The organism is Exiguobacterium sp. RIT594, from assembly GCF_003339585.1.
Lineage (GTDB): Bacteria > Bacillota > Bacilli > Exiguobacteriales > Exiguobacteriaceae > Exiguobacterium_A.
In genome coordinates this window covers 218,887-236,509 of sequence record NZ_QPKF01000002.1, presented here as the reverse complement: position 1 = coordinate 236,509, position 17,623 = coordinate 218,887, and the positions used below count along the sequence as shown (strand labels likewise).

Genomic DNA, 17,623 nt, shown 5'->3' with positions numbered 1-17,623 from the left:
TTCCTTTTCGAAGGAAAGGCGCTTTTTTTCGCTTCGCTTTCAACCGGTCCGCCTTTTCGGTTATAATATACAAGTTACCGAATTTTTCATACGAGTATATTTAGTATACAAGGAGGACGCGATGGGGTTAGGTCAGCAAGTATCACCTGAGCGAGAACAGCGCTTTTTTCGCTTCGTTCCGTATCTATTAATCGTGGCTCTACTTTTTGTCATTGCCGTCGATCACCCAATCATCGCAGCGGTTGGAGCCGTCTTGACGACGGTGCTGTTTGTCCTTCATATTCTGGAGGAACGACGTGCAAGGAAGTCGTGGGAAAGCTACGTCGCCGGTATATCGATCCAGGTCGAAGATACCGGTCAAGATGCTTTGACGAACATGCCAATTGGAATTTTACTTTATGATGAAGAAGCACGTGTTACCTGGTTCAATGATCCGATGCGTGAGATTTTTGAGGACCTTGCCATGGGACACGTTCTGACGGATCTTGATCCCTTATTCGTTGAAATGATTGGCGTCGATGAGGATCAGGCGACGCTTGAAATCGGCGAATCAGTTTACCGTGTCTTTTCAAACAGCGAAAACCGAACCTTCTATTTGTTCGATATGACAGAAGAAGCCCAGGTCGAACAGCAACTGGTCGATAATCAGACGGTCATCGGTGTCATTTATCTTGATAACTATGATGAGATGACACAAGGAATTGAAGATCAGCTTCGCAGTGAGTTGAACAGCCGTGTCACCCAGTTGTTAAATCACTGGGCCGCGGATCACGGCACGTACATCAAACGGACCGCTTCCGACCGTTATTTCATTGTGACGACGGAAGAGAATTTACGAATTTTGGAACGATCGAAATTTACGATTCTTGATACCGTCCGGGAAGAAACAAGTCAACGTGGTGTTCAGCTGACATTGTCGATCGGTATCGGATGTGGCAGTGATCCGATTCCGGCACTCGGTTTGATGGCCCAATCGAGTTTAGATCTGGCCTTAGGCCGCGGCGGTGATCAGGTCGTCATCAAGCGGGACGGGAAAGTTCGTTTTTATGGCGGGAAAACCAATCCGACCGAAAAACGGACACGTGTCCGAGCGCGCGTCATTGCCAACTCGTTGCGTGATTTAATGCAGGAGTCGAGCCGTGTCCTCATCATGGGGCACCGGAATCCGGATATGGATTCCCTCGGCGCCTCAATCGGGATTTTAAAACTCGCCGAGATGAACGATAAAGAAGCCCATATCGTTCTTCCGGAAGCTGAAATCGGGCAAGGAATCCGGCGGATGATGAATGAAATCAGCCAGGAACCGAAACTTGAGACCCGTTTCGTGAATGCGTTCCAAGCGGATCAATTGATTGATGATCAGGCGCTCTTGATTATCGTCGATACCCACAAACCTTCCCTTGTCGTCGTACCGGCCTTGCTGGAGCGTTTTGAACGGATGGTCGTCATCGACCACCATCGACGGGGAGAAGACTTTATTGAAGAACCGGTTCTCGTTTATCTCGAACCGTATGCGTCATCGACGTCAGAACTGGTCACAGAGCTGATTGAGTATCAGCCGACGAATCAGAAACTGGCGATGCTTGAAGCGACAGCCTTGCTTGCCGGCATCATCGTCGATACGAAAGGCTTTACGCTACGGACCGGTTCCCGGACGTTTGACGCCGCTTCCTATCTGCGTTCGCAAGGAGCGGATACAGTCTTGGTTCAAGAGTTCCTCAGTCAGGACCTTGAGACGTACGTCGAACAATCGCATATCCTCGAGCGGACGGAAGTGTACGCCGCCGGGATGGCGATTGCGACGGCTGAGCCCGGCGTCATCCATGATCAGGTCCTGATCGCCCAAACGGCGGATCAGCTGTTATCGCTCCAAGGAATCCGCGCGGCGTTCGTCATCGCGGAATTGCAGGACGGCAGAACGGCCATCAGTGCCCGTTCGCTTGGTGAAGTAAACGTCCAGCTGATTATGGAGACGCTTGGCGGCGGCGGTCATTTAACAAATGCTGCGACACAGATGACCGAGTCGGTCCTGACCGTCGCAACAGAATTACGAAAAGCGATTGACCACTATTTAGAAGATGAGACAAAAGGAGAGGAAACAGAATGAAAGTTATTTTCTTACAAGATGTAAAAGGCCAAGGTAAAACAGGAGACGTCAAAGACGTCGCTGACGCATATGCAAACAACGTGTTGTTCAAAAAGAAATTGGCACGTCCGGCAACAACGGGAAACCTCAAGCAACATGAGGCCCATGAACGTAAAGCGGCAGAAGAAGCAAAACAAGCGTTACAGGACGCTCAAGCATTAAAAGAAAAGATCGAAAAAGAAACGATCATCGTCTCAACGAAAACAGGTGAAGGCGGTCGTGTCTTCGGATCCGTTACAAGCAAACAAATCGCGGATGAATTGAAACAGATGGGCTACAAGATTGATAAACGTAAAATCGAACTCGAGCACCCGATCAAAACACTCGGTGTGACGAAAGTTCCATTGAAATTGCACAATGAAGTCACAGCAACGTTAAATGTCCAGGTTAAAGAAGCGTGAGTAGAAAAGGGGACCGGTGATGAGTGATGTAATGCAAAATACGCCCCCCCAGAGCATTGAGGCGGAACAAGCCGTCCTTGGGGCGATCATGATCGATGCGGATCGACTGATCAGTGCGTCCGAACGATTATTGCCACAAGATTTTTATCGTGCGGCCCACCAACGCATTTTTGAAACGATGCTTGTGTTGTCGGATCGGGGAGAAGCAATCGACCTCGTGACTGTTACGGCGGAACTCAGTACGCTTGGCATCCTCGAGGAAGTCGGCGGATTGCCGTACCTCGGTGAACTGGCGGAAGGTGTTCCGACCGCCGCAAACATCAACTATTACGTCAATGTCGTCGATCAAAAGTCGACTTTGCGCCGGTTGATCCGGACCGCCAACGAAATCGTCACGGACGGTTACGAACGGCAAAACGAGGTCGACGTCCTGCTGAATGAAGCAGAACGGAAGATTCTCGAAGTCTCACAAGGAAAAGGCAGTGCCAGCTTCATTCCGATTTCGGACGTTTTGACGAGTGCGTATGCGACGATCGATAAGTTGCATAAACAAAGCGGCGAGACGACCGGGATTCCGACCGGCTTCCGTGATCTCGATAAAGTGACGGCCGGATTCCAGCGCAACGATTTAATCATCGTTGCTGCCCGTCCGTCTGTCGGGAAGACGGCTTTCGCCTTGAACATCTCACAAAACGTCGCGACCCGTGCCGATGAGAATGTCGCCATCTTCAGTCTTGAGATGGGAGCGGAGCAGCTTGTCATGCGGATGCTGTGTGCAGAAGGCAATGTCGACGCGCAGCGCCTCCGGACCGGACAGCTCGAAGATGAGGACTGGGGTAAGTTATCGCTCGCGATGAGCAGTTTGTCCCAAGCGGGGATCTATATCGACGATACACCGGGTATTCGTGTCAACGACATCCGGGCGAAGTGCCGCCGCCTGAAGCAGGAGCACGGTCTTGGAATGATCATGATTGATTATCTCCAACTGATTCAAGGGAATGGCCGTTCCAGCGATAACCGGCAACAGGAGGTCTCAGAGATCTCCCGGTCCTTGAAGTCGCTCGCCCGTGAACTCGAAGTTCCCGTCATTGCGTTATCGCAGCTGTCACGGGGTGTGGAAAGTCGGCAAGATAAACGGCCGATGATGTCCGACATCCGGGAATCAGGAGCAATCGAGCAGGATGCGGATATCGTTGCCTTCTTATACCGCGATGATTACTACAATAAAGAAACGGAAGATGCGAACACGATCGAAATCATTATCGCGAAACAGCGGAATGGTCCGACCGGTACCGTTAAACTCGCTTTCCGGAAAGAATTTAATAAGTTCGTGGATCTCGAACCGAATAATTCCTATGCACCACCCGCCTAAATGGCTTAAAAACGCTTCCGTCTTCCGAGACAGAAGCGTTTTTTTAATCGTTATGTTTGAATATCTTGAAGAGAAAGGAAAAAAACGAATTAAAACCGTCTTTTAAACGAACGAAAAAGAATTGTAACATTTAATTGTTCGGTATTTGGTTGACTTCTGTTTTTTTCCGCGTTACACTTAGTCGTGGTTTTGAATCGTACGTGGAGGTGGATGAGAATATGTCATCAGTAGTAGTAGTCGGAACACAATGGGGCGACGAAGGAAAAGGAAAGATTACCGATTTTCTTTCGAAAAAAGCCGATGTCGTTGCTCGTTATCAAGGTGGAGACAATGCCGGACATACAATCGTATTTAATAATGAGACGTATAAGTTACACTTGATTCCATCAGGAATTTTTTACTCAGACAAGAAATGTGTCATCGGGAACGGCCTTGTCGTCAACCCGAAATCGCTCGTCAAGGAATTGAAGTATCTGCACGATCGTGGTGTTTCAACGGATAACTTACTGATTTCGAATCGGGCGCATGTCATCTTGCCGTATCATCAGTTGCAAGATCAACTCGAAGAAGAAGCAAAAGGCGACGCGAAAGTCGGAACGACGCTTAAAGGAATCGGACCGTGCTACATGGATAAAGCAGCACGAATCGGAATCCGGATGGCTGATTTACTCGACAAAGAAACATTCGCCGAAAAATTAAAAATCGTTCTTGAGCAAAAAAACCGGATGTTCACGAAGATGTATGATGCGGAAGCGATTGCTTTCGATGATATCTTCGAAGAATACTACGCGTACGGTCAAGAGTTTGCGAAATATGTCTGCGATACATCAGTCGTCGTCAACGACAGCCTCGATAAGGGCGAAAAAGTCCTCTTCGAAGGGGCACAAGGTGTCTTACTCGACCTTGACCACGGAACGTATCCGTTCGTCACGTCATCGAACGCATCAGCCGGCGGTGTCGCTTCAGGTGTTGGTGTCGGTCCAGCCCGGATCGATCACGTCGTTGGTGTCTGTAAAGCGTACACGTCACGTGTCGGTGATGGTCCGTTCCCGACAGAACTGTTTGACGAAATCGGTCATCAGATCCGTGAAGTCGGTCGTGAATACGGAACAACGACAGGCCGTCCACGCCGTGTCGGTTGGTTCGATTCAGTCGTCGTCCGTCACTCACGCCGGACAAGCGGTTTGACAGATCTTGCATTGAACTCAATCGATGTCCTGACAGGCATCGAGACGCTTAAAATCTGTACGTCGTATGAGTTTAACGGCAAACAGATTGATGAGTATCCGGCGAGTTTCCGTGATCTCGAAGCATGTGTCCCGGTTTATGAAGAGTTACCGGGCTGGAAAGAGGATATCACGCACATCCGTAAGTTTGAAGATTTGCCGATCAATGCGCAGAACTACGTCAAACGGATTGCAGATTTGACGAACATCTCCCTCGTGACATTCTCAGTGGGACCGGGTCGTGAACAAACGGTCGTTCTCCGTGATTTGTACGAAGAAGCTTAATGGTTGAAAAGTGGCAGTTCCGGATTTGAAATCTGGAGCTGCTTTTTTTATCTGTAATCAAGCGAAATCATTCACAAAATAAAGTGAACGAGCGTATACTAAAGGTAATGTTTCACGTGGAACGCATGATGTGAACGTATGATGAAGTCAACAGAGTGGCGTCGGGAGTTTCCGTCGCCACCTTTCTATATGCCTGAAAAACAGGTAAAATAGATTGAATAGAAATTATTAAGGGGGAACACCCAGTGACGGAACGTAAAATCCTCGTCGTCGATGACGAGCAACCGATTGCCGATATATTAAAATTTAAATTAGAAAAAGAAGGTTATAGTGTCGCCGTAGCAAATGATGGAGTGGAAGCACTCGAGAAAGTCGAAGAGTTTAAACCTGATTTGATTTTGCTCGATATCATGTTGCCCTTGATGGATGGAATGGAAGTTTGCCGGGAAGTCCGGAAAACATCAAAAGTCCCGATCATCATGTTGACGGCAAAGGATTCTGAAATTGATACGGTCCTTGGCCTGGAACTTGGGGCAAATGATTACGTGACGAAACCATTCAGCTCGCGCGAATTATTGGCACGGGTGAAGGCACACTTACGAAACGTCAATACGGTCGAAGCGACACCGGCCAATGCAGGACCGGGTCCATTGAAAGTAGGAGAACTGTATATCGATACGAATTCTCATACCGTCACACGACAGGATCAAAAAATCGAACTGACACAACGTGAGTTTGAACTGTTGCATTACTTGGCGAAAAACATCGGTCAAGTCATGACGCGTGAACACCTGCTCCAAACCGTGTGGGGGTATGACTACTTCGGTGACGTCCGGACCGTTGACGTCACTGTGCGCCGTCTGCGTGAAAAAGTCGAAGATAACCCGAGTACACCAATCTATATCATGACCCGGCGCGGTGTCGGCTATTATCTCCAAGACGGGGAGAATGAATAACGATGTTAAAAGGAACGAACTTCTTCAAATCGATCCAGTGGAAACTTGTCGTCATTTATGCGTTGTTGATCTTAGTCGCGATGCAAGTCATTGGGGTTTACTTCGTTCGTTCTCTTGAAAAACAGTACATTACGAACTTCTCAAAATCTGTTGAAGACCGGGCCGGACTTGTTGCGTACAATGTCGGGAAGGAATTCGATAAGACAGGCGATGATGAGGCCTCCAAACGGCAGTTGTCTGAATCTCTTGGACAACTGCTGTCTGAGTTTAGTAGTGGCTCGACGTCAAGGAACGATATTCTCGAAGTACAGATCATTGATCAGGACTCGATCATTCAAGCGACGTCCGACGAGGACAATCAGTCAGCAGTCGGACAACGGGCGACGAATTCACTGATTAAAAAAGCACAAGCCACGAGTTCCTCCCGTGTCGATACCGTTCTTGATCCGACGACGGAAGACAAGATTCGGATCTTTGCAGTCCCCGTCACCTCGGAACGGACAGGTGCAACGACCGGGATGATTTACGTCCGGGCTTCGATGGAGTCGATTTATTCTCAGATGCAGCAAGTCACACGCATCTTAGCGACGGGGACAGTGATTGCACTTGTCATCACCTCGATTCTCGGTGTCCTGTTATCAAGGACGATCACCCGTCCGATTTCGGATATGCGGCGCCAGGCAATCGAGATGCGGCGCGGGAATTTCTCGCGGAAGGTTAAAGTCTATTCCGATGACGAAATTGGTCAGTTGGCACGTTCTTTTAATGAACTGACGGATGAATTACTCGAAGCGAACGCGACGACGGAAGCCGAAAGGCGGAAATTGACGAGCGTCCTCGAAAATATGACGGATGGTGTGATTGCGACGGACCGGACGCTACGTGTCATCCTGATGAACGACCAGGCGAAGGATATCGTCGGTGTCGATGAATCCGGTATCGTCGGGACGAACTTAAAGGATTTACTAGCGCTCGGAGACGACTTTATGATTCCGGAAGACGGGACGATGCCGCCCCGTTTGCTTGATTTCAGCAGCGAGGACGAACTGTTCCTTGTCCGGGCTTTCTTCTCTCCGGTCAAAAAGCACAGTGGACCGATTACCGGGATGATTATCGTCCTGCATGACGTCACGGAGCAGGAACAGGTCGAGCAGGACCGCCGTGAGTTCGTCGCGAACGTCAGTCATGAACTCCGGACACCGCTGACGACGATGCGGAGTTATCTCGAAGCATTGGCGGAAGGTGCGTACCAGGATGAAGAACTGGCGCCACGGTTCCTGGAGACGACACAAAATGAAACGGAGCGGATGATCCGCCTCGTCACCGATCTGTTGCAACTGTCGAAAATGGACAGCAAGGAATACAAGATGAACAAAGTCCGATTTGATTATATTCAATTCTTAAATGATATTCTCGATCGTCATGATATGACGAAACCGGAACGGATTCAGTTCCGCCGTAAGATCATGAAACGGAAAGTCTACATCCGCGGGGATCAGGATAAGTTGATTCAGGTCGCGGATAATATCTTAACGAACGCAATCAAGTATTCACCGGAAGGCGGTACGATCACCGTCCGGACGATGTTACGGGCGAAACGGATCGTCATCAGCATCAAAGACGAAGGAGTCGGGATTCCCAAAGCGAACCTGCAGAAAATCTTTGAACGCTTCTATCGGGTCGATAAAGCACGGGCCCGGAAGATTGGCGGGACCGGACTTGGTCTTTCGATTGCCAAAGACGTCGTTTCGGCACACGGTGGTGACATTTGGGCAGAAAGCGAATGGGGACGCGGGACAACGATTTACTTTACGCTTCCATACGAGGTGATCGAAGAGGTGGATATCGGATGACGAAACAGCGACTGAAATCCATCGCTTTGATTCTTCTGGTCAGTGCCTCAATCGTGCAAACCGCCATGTTATGGACGTATCATCCGAGCAGCGAGTCGATTGAACAGGAACAGGTATCGTTTAATGAAATCGATGCCTCAAAGACGGTCGAAGGCAACCAGTTGGTCAATCCGGAACTCGTCGTCTATTCGAACGGCGAAAGTGCCTATCAGACCCAAATCATCGGTCGGACGATCCTGAACCGGATTGGTGCTTCGTTTGATGTCGGTGTCCTGGTTTTGACCGATAAGGCGTCAGATATTCCCATCAGCAAACGGAGTGTCGAGATGATTTTCCCGACGCCGATCAGTTCAAAGATGCTCGAGGAGTTGCTCGGGGAAAAACAAATTGCGATGTCAGAGCCGATCAAACGGTTATATCTGCTCGATTATGAAGGACCGATCCTTCGACTGGAGTCGATGACGGGACGATTTAAGGATTTTAAATTAATCGGGGATGAGACGGTCTTAAAACGTCTATTCGCCTATGATAAGAAAAAACCGATGACGAAAGTCGAGCTCAAGGGCGGTGACTACACGTATGTCCCAAGCGGCGCGACGAAACTGGAAGAAGTATTCGTCTACGATGATATTTCGCAGGATCCGAAGCCGCTCAGCCGGATCGAGAGCGCGTTCTTTACGGAAAACTCGAACGTCCAACAAATCAAGAGCCGGGATGACCTGGACGTTTTGACGGACGGTGTCAGTGTTTCGACCTACGACCGGGATTATAATGCGTTCCGTTTTAATACGTTGTCTCCGAACACCCAAACCTCGTCCGTCGATTACAGTACAATCGTCAGTTACATCAACATCCACGGTGGATGGCTCGATCCTGTGACACAACGCAGCGGTTTCCGCTATTACTTTGATCAGATGTCGAAAGCGGAAGAGGAACAGGCGGCGACATTCCGATTGTATTTGAACCGATACCCGATTTTCGGTGAAACAGGACCGTTACTTGAACAACCGGACTTTGATCTCGCGACCATCAAAGTAACGTTCGAAGAAAATCAAATCCGTTCGCTCAGCCGCAGCATGATTCGGGCGGATCGGAAGTTGTTGCTCCGGGAAACGACATTGCCATCCATCGATCAGATCGAAAAGCAGCTTCAATCCGCTGATCTGCTGGATGAGATGTCCGCTATCCGGATGGGATATGAGATGACTTATGAAATTGAAACAAGTCGCTATGCCTTGTTTAAGCCAAATTGGTTCATCAAACGAAACGGGAAATGGACCACGGTCGATCAAGCTACCGGAAAAGAGGGATAATGTTTCATGGATTGGAGTAAAGCAAAAACGTTACTGATTTTGACGTTCCTGATCCTGAACGCCTATCTTGCCGTTCAGTTGATGGACCGAATGATTGATCCCCGAATCGTCACGACGAATGCGGACGGGAAAACTGTTTTGAAAGAACGAAAAATTGATGAAAAGAAACTGCAGACGGTCTCGAAAGAAATTGGTTATTTGACGGCGGAAGTTGATACGAGTTCATTGGCTCCTAAACCAGGCTCTTCGATCCAAGATGCCGTCACATCCGTCAAAAATCAAATCGAGTGGTCGGTTCGTCTGACGAAGCCGTTCCCGCTCGAAGCGAAAGCAATGCGGGATTCGGCAACATCGTTTGTCCAATCGTCGGCTGCATACGGGACCGACTACACGTTTTGGAAGTATGACAGCAAACACAATGAGATGACATTTGTTCAGACGTATAAGGAACAGCCGTTATACTCGACACCGCAACAGTCGCGTGAGGATGATGCGATGATTGGTCCGTCACTGCTCGTGCTTCAGTTGAACGAGCAAAAGGAAGTCGTCAGCTACAAACAACGTCACTTAAACAAAGTCGTCCGTCAGGCACAGGATGTCACGTTATTATCGGCGAGTGAGTCCGTCATTCAACTGTCGGAGCAGGGATTATTTCCCGCTTCGAAACGAATGACGAGCCAGAAACTCGGTTACTTCTGTCTCGTGACAGAAGGAACGAAATCGGTGCAGATTTTACCGCCGACGTGGCAGATCGAACTGAACGGAGAAGAACTGTATTTCGTCAACGCAATCGACGGCGGAGTCCAGACCATCGAACGGCTTGATACCGTTTCAGAGAAATGAGGAATGCACGATGAGCCTACACTACAGCGTCCTTGCCAGTGGCTCGACGGGGAATGCCCTCTATATCGAAAGTGAACAGACCCGCCTGCTCGTCGACGCCGGCCTGACCGGAAAAGCGATGCTCGCCCTGTTCGACCAGATTCACCGGTCGCCGGATCAGATTGACGGTTTGTTCGTCACCCATGAACATTCCGATCATATTAAAGGCGTCGGCATCATGGCGCGGAAGTACAACATTCCGCTTTATGCGAACGAAAAGACGTGGGCGGCGATGGAAGCAAAGATCGGCAAAATCGATCCGGCGCTGAAGTTCCTCTGGGAAGTCGGTGAGGTCAAACAGTTCGGCGACATCGAAGTCGAATCGTTTAACGTCAGCCATGACGCGGCCGACCCGATGTTCTTCCAGTTCGCCCATGAAGGAAAACGACTCGCCCACATCACCGATACGGGTTACGTGTCGGACCGGATGAAAGGTGTCATCCGCGGAGCCGATGCCTACATCTTTGAAGCGAACCATGATATCGGAATGCTTCAGATGGGGCATTACCCCTGGAGCGTCAAACGGCGGATTCTCGGCGATTACGGACACGTTTCAAACGAAGATGCCGCGATCGCGATGAGCGAAGTGCTCGATGACCGGACGAAACGGATCCACATGGCCCACTTGAGTAAGGACAACAACATGAAAGAACTGGCCCGGATGAGTGTCTCACAGACGCTCGCAAGCCGCGATGTCGATCTCAGCAAAATCCAGTTGCTCGACACGGATCCGGTCATTCCGACACCCCTCTTGAAGCTTTGATTATGGGAAATTACTGAATATGCTCAAAAGACCCCCACATTTGGCTAACTCGCCACGTGATGGGGGTATACTTGTGTAAAGAGAGTCTAAAAGGAGGCGTGTGTCGATGGATCGACCAGAAGAACCACGGAATGAATCAGATCAGCCTTACGCATCGACCGATGAGACAAGCGGCTTTCCGCCACGGCGGCCCAGTGAAGACGAGCCGGTCAGTCCCTATCGTGAACCATATGAAGAAGAACCGCAGGAACCAAAACGCCGCGGCGGCGGGAAAGCCTTTTTTGTCGGCCTGATCGGCGGAATCATCGGTGCCTTATTGATTGCCCTGATTGCCTGGCCGTTCGTCCGTGACGAAATGACAAGTCCGACGCCGGTCTCAAACGCGACGCCGGAACAGGCGGCGACGAAAGCAACGGAATCGGAAAACGATATCGTCAGTGCCGTCGGTCAGACGAAGGAAGCGGTCGTCAGCGTGACGAACCTGCAAAGCTCGTTCCAGGGTGCCGATCAGGAGACCGGAGCCGGATCGGGTGTCATCTATAAAAAAGACGGCAACAAAGCGTATGTCGTGACGAACTATCACGTCGTCGAAGGTGCAAGCCGGTTGTCGGTCACGTTGTCTGACGGAACGGCACTGGAAGCGAAAGTCCTCGGAGAAGATCCGACGTACGATTTAGCAGTTCTCTCGATTGATGCTTCAAAAGTGACACAAGTCGTCAAACTCGGAGATTCGGATACGTTACGTGCCGGGGAGACGGTTCTTGCGATCGGGAATCCGCTCGGAATCTTTGCGAACTCGGTCACACGTGGTGTCATCAGTGCCCAGGAGCGGACGGTGCCGGTTGATACGAACAAGGACGGGCAGCAGGACTTCAACACCGAAGTCATTCAGACCGATGCCGCGATCAATCCGGGGAACTCGGGCGGAGCGCTCATCAATACGTCCGGTCAATTGATCGGCATCAACTCGATGAAGATTGCCGAAGCGAGTGTCGAAGGGGTCGGTTTTGCGATTCCAATCAACGAAGCATTGCCGATTATGCGTGATCTCGAACAAAACGGTGAAGTAATTCGCCCGCAACTCGGGATTCAGATCCGTGACGTTCAGGAATTCCCAAGCGGGTTCCGGGAAGATCGTCTGAAGTTACCGAGTGACGTCAACCGCGGGATTGTTGTCGTTGGTTTGACGAAAAACAGCGGAGCAGCAAAAGCAGGGATGAAAGAAAATGATGTCATCGTTGAAATCAACGGCAAGGACATCAACTCGTTTGCCGATCTAAAAAGCGTCCTGTACCGGGATGCGAAAGTCGGCGACAACGTCAAGGTGACGTTCTACCGGGGCGGCGAGAAGCAGACACTTGATGTTAAACTGTCGGCGCAAGCGGCGACGGTGCAATAACAGATTCAAATCAACTACTCGTTTACGTGCGGGTAGTTTTTTTGTGTACAGAAAAGATGGTGTCTCCGGTTCTCATCGTGATTCGCTGTCAAGCGCTTTCCTCAGGCGAGGAACAAGCCGCGGGATTCTTGCCTGCCGGCGTCGATGCCCGGGTCTCGTTTTCCTCTGACAGCGCGGGCGAGCCGCGCTTTTTCCTGTAGGAGTCGCGTGCAGCGGACACGATGAAATGGAGGAGGTCGTCGAGCAGTGAACGGAGTGACGTCCGAGCTGTGGATAACTTTTTTCGGTCGGAGAAGTCAATTTTTGTTATACTGGTAGCGGATAAATGTGGACAACTTAAAAGGAGGAGAAGACCTGTGGATAAATATGTCTGTTTAGAACATGTCGAGTTAGCGCTCGACGAAGTAGTTGATGAAACGGAAGAGTACCCGATTTTAGAAGAGGTACCGGCAGAAAAAAACGTCACGTGTGAGTACTGTGAACAGCCCGCGACATATCTTGTGTCAAGCAAAAAATAATTATCAACATGTGGACATGTGGATAACTCTGTGGATAACTCCTGAATTTTCTGTCAGAAAGCGAGAAAAATGATGCAAATTACCATTATTACGGTCGGAAAGTTAAAAGAGAAGTACTTGAAGCAAGGAATTGCCGAATATACAAAACGGCTAGGTGCGTATTGTTCGATTCAGGAAATAGAGGTGCCGGACGAAAAAGCACCGGAACAATTGAGTGACGCCGAGATGCAGCAAGTGAAGAAAAAAGAGGGCGAACGGATTTTAGCGAAGATCGGACCGGATGTTCATGTCTATGCACTTGCTATCGAAGGAAAGCAACGGACGAGCGAACAGTTTGCGACAGAACTCGACCGACTGGGGACGTACGGCAAAAGTAAAATCGCGTTTGTCATCGGCGGATCGCTTGGTCTCGCACCGGAAGTCATGCAACGGGCGAACAATACGATTTCTTTCTCGAAGATGACGTTCCCCCATCAATTGATGAAGATGATTCTGTGTGAACAGATTTATCGGGCATACCGGATTAATCGGAATGAACCGTATCATAAGTAAGTTCAGTCAATACGAAAGACCATATCAAATGCTGTGACGCACTTGATATGGTCTTTTGTATAGCATAGCTTTTCTGACAAGAGATATGATCAAAAAAATGTATTGGAGGTCACTCATGAACTGGATCGAACTAAAAGAGGAATCGGAAATCAAGGAATTGCTCGAGCACTATGCTTATTTTCATGATGGCTGTCTGAAGGAAATGTACATGTGGACCGAAACATATGTCGAGGAGAATCTGAACATGAACGCTCCTGGCGAATTAGATACAAACGTCAAACTGTTATTTCAACGTCAATTTAAAAACCCGTCTGTAATTGAATTGTGGTTTGAAAGTGTAACCAGAATACATATCCTTCCGACACCGGAAAATTTCGCCTCGATACTGTTTGAGGCTGTTATTTTAAAACAGAATAATACTTACTACTGGTCAGATGATATTGATTTTGATCCAAGCAATATCGAACACAACGTAAGCTTTATTTCAGCTAAGAAACTTAGATGGAGAGAACGAAATGATTGGGTGGGGAAACAAAATCGATATGGAGCTATCGAATAAATCGATTTGATCCATGTGTAAACTTGGATTCATAGCGAACCTCTTCATTGATATAACGGTCAGTCCACCTTCTTCTTTTTCGTTAATATTGCTACGACTACACCAAAAGTGACCGTAACCAAACCGATAAAACCCTGTGGGATATGTCCGTACAACAACATGAAAATACCGGCACTGCTCAACGCAACACCTGATCCAATCAACACTTCTCTCACTAAAAAGACTCCTTTCGAAATCAAACTGTATATTTCCTTCACTATAACGAATATTTTTATGAAACAGCAATGAGCCGATTTATAAAGATAAGTCATGAAAAATAAAGAAATGAGTGTCCACCTACATCAAAATTTCTCCTTATGTGTATTAAAAATCAAAGACACATGTAGAACTGACAGCGAGGTCAATCCTACATGTAGGAAATTCAAATTTTTTATGTTCATTCTAATATCGTCGCCAACATCCGTTGCACGACTTTGTGGTCGCGGACATCATTCAGCTGATAATCCTTTCCGGGCAACGTGTAAACGTCGGTTGAGCCGATATGGGAGATGATGAGTTCGAGTTTTCCATCTTCCGGGCAGGTCGTCCGTAATTCCAGTTCGCCGCTGATGACGCCGAACCGGGGTGGTTTCCATGTCGACGGATCTTGGTCATCCTTTGAACGGTTTGAGCTTGCAGAGACTGCAATCAATTGCGGACCGTTGATGTAATTATGAATGCTTGCCATGAATGTTGAAGAAGCAGAACGTTATAGAGTAGTCTTGATGCGCTTCTTAAAATTCTGAGACGTATTCTTGTTCCTGTGTAACGTTCACATATCATTGAAATAGATGCTGTTACATAATATACAGTATGTTTAGAAAGAATAATTTGTATATAAGTTGTTCGTGTTTATAAGATTAGAGATATTGTGGATAAATCACTATTCGCAGCAAATAATAAAAATGATTGTAAATTTAAGGAATGAAACCGATAATCATTATGAAATGCTATCTTTTGTTAGTATATAAATTAATTTAAGAATCGGGGGAAATAACGTGTTACCTATTTCTAATTCAGAGTTAGACCGTATTAAAGCAGAGTGTAATTCAATGGTTAATAAAAGAGCGTCGGCTTCAGCCGCAGCAGCGGTTGTACCTATTCCCGGAGCAGATGTAGGAGCAGATGTCGTCATTATGATGGAGCTTCTTCCTGCAATTAATCGGAAGTTTGGATTATCCCCTGAGCAGATTGATCAGCTCGATTCTGAGATAAAAGGAAGACTCGCGATTATCATTTCTTCAGTCGGCAGCGAACTAGTTGGTAAGTACATTACCAAAACAGTAGTCGCACAGTTACTGAAAAAAATGGGTGCTAAAATGGCAATTAAACAGGTCACAAAGTACGTTCCATTTGTGGGTCAGGCCGTCTCAGCCGGAATTAGTTTTGGTGCAATGAAATACTTGGGAAATGCACATATCGAAGAATGTTATGCGGTATGTAAAAGAGCGATGTAATCCAATCAGTATCAAGAAGTATGAATTGAAGAGGTGATATGATTCATGGCAATCACATCACCTCTTTTTAACGAGAGTTTAGGCATGTGCTCTATGCTCGGGATTTAATGATAAATATTTAAGGAGATTTTTAAAGATGAAAAAAATAGTTATAAACATGTTGGTGCTTTTAGTGGTTCTCGGAGTAATCGGTGCGGGAGCCGTTTTCTATTTCAAACCTTCTCTCATTTCTACAACTAAAAGCTCTGACACTGCTCTCGTAAAAGAACGGTTAGTAGAACTGTCTGAATGGACTACTTTAAAATATGAATATAGCAAGGTCATAATCAGTCGAAGCAGTAAAAATGTACCTTTAATCGATATTAAGTTAGCAGAGGCAATCAAACTAATTGAATATGACGGTTATTTAAAAGCGGGGACGGACCTTTCTAAATTACAGTTATCTTACGGCGAAACAACTAAGCAACTATTTGTTAAGGTTCCAAATGCAACGATACTTGATAATGTAGCGGATACAGATACAGCCAGGGTAACTGACGTCAAAGGTGATATTTTTTCTGATTATCAATCCCAACAGATTTTTGATGACATCAACAAAGAAAAAAGAAAAATTGAAGAGAAAAAAATCAAGCAAGGTTTTTTGAAAGAAGCAGATTTACGAATAAAAAAATTATTAACATCTTTCCTTAAAACAAATGGGTATAACGATGTGACGATTGAATTTTACTGAATGAATTACACAAAACGGTCATGTGCGATGGCCGTCTTTTTTTGAATGATTAATAAAAATAACATAAAAGGTTAATTTAACCATTTAAGATTATAAAAAAGGAAGGGTGAGAACACCATGAAAAAACGATTATTAGGAAATACCGGAATAGAAGTATCAGAAATCGGTTTTGGTGCATGGCAATTAGGCAATGAAAAAGATTGGGGTAAAATGACTGATGCAGATGCGGTGCATTTAGTCGAACAAGCAATCGATGAATAATGTATATTTTTTGATACAGCACCTAATTATGGAGCCGGAAAAAGTGAAGAATTAATCGGGGAAGCGATCAAAGGGAAACGCAATCAAGTCATGATAAGTAGTAAATGTGGTCATCATTCAAATGGAGAACAAAATTTTGAACCGAAACAGCTCTTAGTATCAGTCGAAAACAGCTTACATCGATTACAGACGGATTATCTGGATTGTCTTTTACTACATAATCCACCGTTTTCGACATTGACGAGCGAATCTCCACAATTTGAATTACTCGAACGATTAAAAACAAAAGGTAAAATTCGAGCTTTCGGCGCTTCGGTCGATACGGGAAAAGAAATGAGAGAACTTTTGGATTGTACAAACAGTCAAGTGATTGAAGTGATGTTCAATATGTTTCATCAAGAACCTGCGATGGCGATGAAATCAGCCCATCAACAAGGAGTCGGAATCATCGCTAAGGTTCCGCTAGATTCGGGTTGGTTAACTGGAAAGTATAATCGTCACAGTACATTCAGTGGAATTCGGGATCGCTGGAGTGGCGAAGACATCGAGAAAAGAGCTACGTTAGTTGAAAATGTCCGCCGAATTCTCGGTCAAGACCCCTCGATGGTGCAGGCAGCATTACAATACATTCTTTCATACGAAGAAATATCGACGACGATTCCTGGAGCTAAAAATAGTAAACAACTGCAGCACAATATTTCTGCATCTGAAGGCGAGTTGCCGATGAATGACCTCGAGGAGATACGGATTTTGTGGGAGGATGAGATAAAAAATGCAAAGTTATCGTGGTAAAACGGTCTATACGATTTAAAAACATTCTTTTTTTTGCTAATTTAATATTTTAATGGCTTAAATTAGAATTAAAATATTAAAAAGTAAGAAATATGGTAAAATTGTTATATAAAATTTAT

Annotated in this window: 19 protein-coding genes; 17 read left to right on the top strand and 2 right to left on the bottom strand. The window is 46.9% G+C overall.

Annotation, left to right across the window (positions count from 1 at the left end):
* Positions 1-121: 121 nt before the first annotated feature.
* The 13 genes from DVG79_RS11040 to DVG79_RS10980 all read left to right on the top strand — a co-directional run bounded on the left by DVG79_RS11040 (position 122) and on the right by DVG79_RS10980 (position 14,225).
* Positions 122-2,107, top strand: coding sequence for a DHH family phosphoesterase (locus tag DVG79_RS11040; RefSeq protein WP_114596770.1), 1,986 nt, complete (start codon positions 122-124; stop codon positions 2,105-2,107).
* Positions 2,104-2,547 (top strand): 50S ribosomal protein L9, encoded by a 444-nt coding sequence (gene rplI / locus DVG79_RS11035; protein WP_012371894.1) that lies wholly within the window; start codon positions 2,104-2,106, stop codon positions 2,545-2,547. Before DVG79_RS11040 ends, rplI begins: the two co-directional genes overlap by 4 nt.
* 19 nt (positions 2,548-2,566) lie before the next feature.
* The gene (gene dnaB, locus DVG79_RS11030) at positions 2,567-3,919 is read left to right on the top strand and encodes a replicative DNA helicase (RefSeq protein WP_012371893.1); all 1,353 of its coding nucleotides are present in this window, start codon (positions 2,567-2,569) and stop codon (positions 3,917-3,919) included.
* Positions 3,920-4,137: 218 nt separating this feature from the next.
* Positions 4,138-5,430: an adenylosuccinate synthase gene (locus DVG79_RS11025; RefSeq protein ID WP_114596769.1), complete on the top strand. Its 1,293-nt coding sequence runs from the start codon at positions 4,138-4,140 to the stop codon at positions 5,428-5,430.
* A 245-nt stretch (positions 5,431-5,675) separates the two neighbouring features.
* Positions 5,676-6,386, top strand: coding sequence for a response regulator YycF (gene yycF / locus DVG79_RS11020; protein ID WP_026827044.1), 711 nt, complete (start codon positions 5,676-5,678; stop codon positions 6,384-6,386).
* Positions 6,387-6,388: 2 nt separating this feature from the next.
* Positions 6,389-8,239: a cell wall metabolism sensor histidine kinase WalK gene (walK, locus tag DVG79_RS11015; RefSeq protein ID WP_114596768.1), complete on the top strand. Its 1,851-nt coding sequence runs from the start codon at positions 6,389-6,391 to the stop codon at positions 8,237-8,239.
* Entirely contained in the window at positions 8,236-9,552 is a 1,317-nt protein-coding gene (locus DVG79_RS11010; RefSeq protein WP_114596767.1) for a YycH family regulatory protein, read from the top strand. Before walK ends, DVG79_RS11010 begins: the two co-directional genes overlap by 4 nt.
* Before the next feature lie 6 nt (positions 9,553-9,558).
* Complete coding sequence (locus DVG79_RS11005; protein ID WP_114596766.1) at positions 9,559-10,395, top strand: two-component system regulatory protein YycI; 837 nt, start codon at positions 9,559-9,561, stop codon at positions 10,393-10,395.
* A 10-nt stretch (positions 10,396-10,405) separates the two neighbouring features.
* Positions 10,406-11,197 (top strand): MBL fold metallo-hydrolase, encoded by a 792-nt coding sequence (locus DVG79_RS11000; RefSeq protein ID WP_026831603.1) that lies wholly within the window; start codon positions 10,406-10,408, stop codon positions 11,195-11,197.
* Positions 11,198-11,303: 106 nt separating this feature from the next.
* On the top strand, positions 11,304-12,596 hold the full coding sequence (locus tag DVG79_RS10995) for a trypsin-like peptidase domain-containing protein (protein WP_114596765.1): 1,293 nt from the start codon (positions 11,304-11,306) through the stop codon (positions 12,594-12,596).
* 356 nt (positions 12,597-12,952) lie between these two features.
* On the top strand, positions 12,953-13,114 hold the full coding sequence (locus tag DVG79_RS10990; RefSeq protein ID WP_114596764.1) for a CxxH/CxxC protein: 162 nt from the start codon (positions 12,953-12,955) through the stop codon (positions 13,112-13,114).
* A gap of 72 nt (positions 13,115-13,186) precedes the next feature.
* Entirely contained in the window at positions 13,187-13,666 is a 480-nt protein-coding gene (gene rlmH, locus DVG79_RS10985; RefSeq protein ID WP_114596787.1) for a 23S rRNA (pseudouridine(1915)-N(3))-methyltransferase RlmH, read from the top strand.
* Positions 13,667-13,781: 115 nt separating this feature from the next.
* Entirely contained in the window at positions 13,782-14,225 is a 444-nt protein-coding gene (locus DVG79_RS10980) for a hypothetical protein (RefSeq protein ID WP_114596763.1), read from the top strand.
* Between the two features lie 59 nt (positions 14,226-14,284).
* On the opposite strand, the gene DVG79_RS16050 is transcribed toward DVG79_RS10980, so the two are convergent.
* Both DVG79_RS16050 and DVG79_RS10975 read right to left on the bottom strand, forming a co-directional pair.
* The gene (locus DVG79_RS16050; RefSeq protein WP_147269820.1) at positions 14,285-14,464 is read right to left on the bottom strand and encodes a hypothetical protein; all 180 of its coding nucleotides are present in this window, start codon (positions 14,462-14,464) and stop codon (positions 14,285-14,287) included.
* A gap of 197 nt (positions 14,465-14,661) precedes the next feature.
* Positions 14,662-14,952, bottom strand: a complete 291-nt coding sequence (locus DVG79_RS10975) for a hypothetical protein (protein WP_114596762.1) — start codon at positions 14,950-14,952, stop codon at positions 14,662-14,664.
* 310 nt (positions 14,953-15,262) lie between these two features.
* On the opposite strand from DVG79_RS10975, the gene DVG79_RS10970 reads away from it, so the two are divergent.
* From DVG79_RS10970 to DVG79_RS10960, 4 genes are all read left to right on the top strand, one after another.
* On the top strand, positions 15,263-15,721 hold the full coding sequence (locus tag DVG79_RS10970) for a hypothetical protein (RefSeq protein ID WP_114596761.1): 459 nt from the start codon (positions 15,263-15,265) through the stop codon (positions 15,719-15,721).
* A gap of 136 nt (positions 15,722-15,857) precedes the next feature.
* Positions 15,858-16,451 carry a DUF4230 domain-containing protein gene (locus DVG79_RS10965; RefSeq protein ID WP_114596760.1) on the top strand — a complete coding sequence of 198 codons (594 nt, stop codon included), beginning with the start codon at positions 15,858-15,860 and terminating at the stop codon, positions 16,449-16,451.
* A 117-nt stretch (positions 16,452-16,568) separates the two neighbouring features.
* Positions 16,569-16,712: a hypothetical protein gene (locus DVG79_RS16255; RefSeq protein WP_233494588.1), complete on the top strand. Its 144-nt coding sequence runs from the start codon at positions 16,569-16,571 to the stop codon at positions 16,710-16,712.
* A 3-nt stretch (positions 16,713-16,715) separates the two neighbouring features.
* Positions 16,716-17,504, top strand: a complete 789-nt coding sequence (locus DVG79_RS10960) for an aldo/keto reductase (protein WP_255412943.1) — start codon at positions 16,716-16,718, stop codon at positions 17,502-17,504.
* Positions 17,505-17,623: the final 119 nt, after the last annotated feature.

Bases quoted from the DNA above. Each gene is read 5' to 3' on its own strand.
- DVG79_RS11040 (WP_114596770.1), top strand. From the start codon at position 122: ATGGGGTTAGGTCAGCAAGTATCACCTGAGCGAGAACAGCGCTTTTTT.
- rplI (WP_012371894.1), top strand. From the start codon at position 2,104: ATGAAAGTTATTTTCTTACAAGATGTAAAAGGCCAAGGTAAAACAGGA.
- dnaB (WP_012371893.1), top strand. From the start codon at position 2,567: ATGAGTGATGTAATGCAAAATACGCCCCCCCAGAGCATTGAGGCGGAA.
- DVG79_RS11025 (WP_114596769.1), top strand. From the start codon at position 4,138: ATGTCATCAGTAGTAGTAGTCGGAACACAATGGGGCGACGAAGGAAAA.
- walK (WP_114596768.1), top strand. From the start codon at position 6,389: ATGTTAAAAGGAACGAACTTCTTCAAATCGATCCAGTGGAAACTTGTC.
- DVG79_RS11010 (WP_114596767.1), top strand. From the start codon at position 8,236: ATGACGAAACAGCGACTGAAATCCATCGCTTTGATTCTTCTGGTCAGT.
- DVG79_RS11005 (WP_114596766.1), top strand. From the start codon at position 9,559: ATGGATTGGAGTAAAGCAAAAACGTTACTGATTTTGACGTTCCTGATC.
- DVG79_RS11000 (WP_026831603.1), top strand. From the start codon at position 10,406: ATGAGCCTACACTACAGCGTCCTTGCCAGTGGCTCGACGGGGAATGCC.
- DVG79_RS10995 (WP_114596765.1), top strand. From the start codon at position 11,304: ATGGATCGACCAGAAGAACCACGGAATGAATCAGATCAGCCTTACGCA.
- rlmH (WP_114596787.1), top strand. From the start codon at position 13,187: ATGCAAATTACCATTATTACGGTCGGAAAGTTAAAAGAGAAGTACTTG.
- DVG79_RS10980 (WP_114596763.1), top strand. From the start codon at position 13,782: ATGAACTGGATCGAACTAAAAGAGGAATCGGAAATCAAGGAATTGCTC.
- DVG79_RS10975 (WP_114596762.1), bottom strand. From the start codon at position 14,952: ATGGCAAGCATTCATAATTACATCAACGGTCCGCAATTGATTGCAGTC.
- DVG79_RS10965 (WP_114596760.1), top strand. From the start codon at position 15,858: ATGAAAAAAATAGTTATAAACATGTTGGTGCTTTTAGTGGTTCTCGGA.
- DVG79_RS16255 (WP_233494588.1), top strand. From the start codon at position 16,569: ATGAAAAAACGATTATTAGGAAATACCGGAATAGAAGTATCAGAAATC.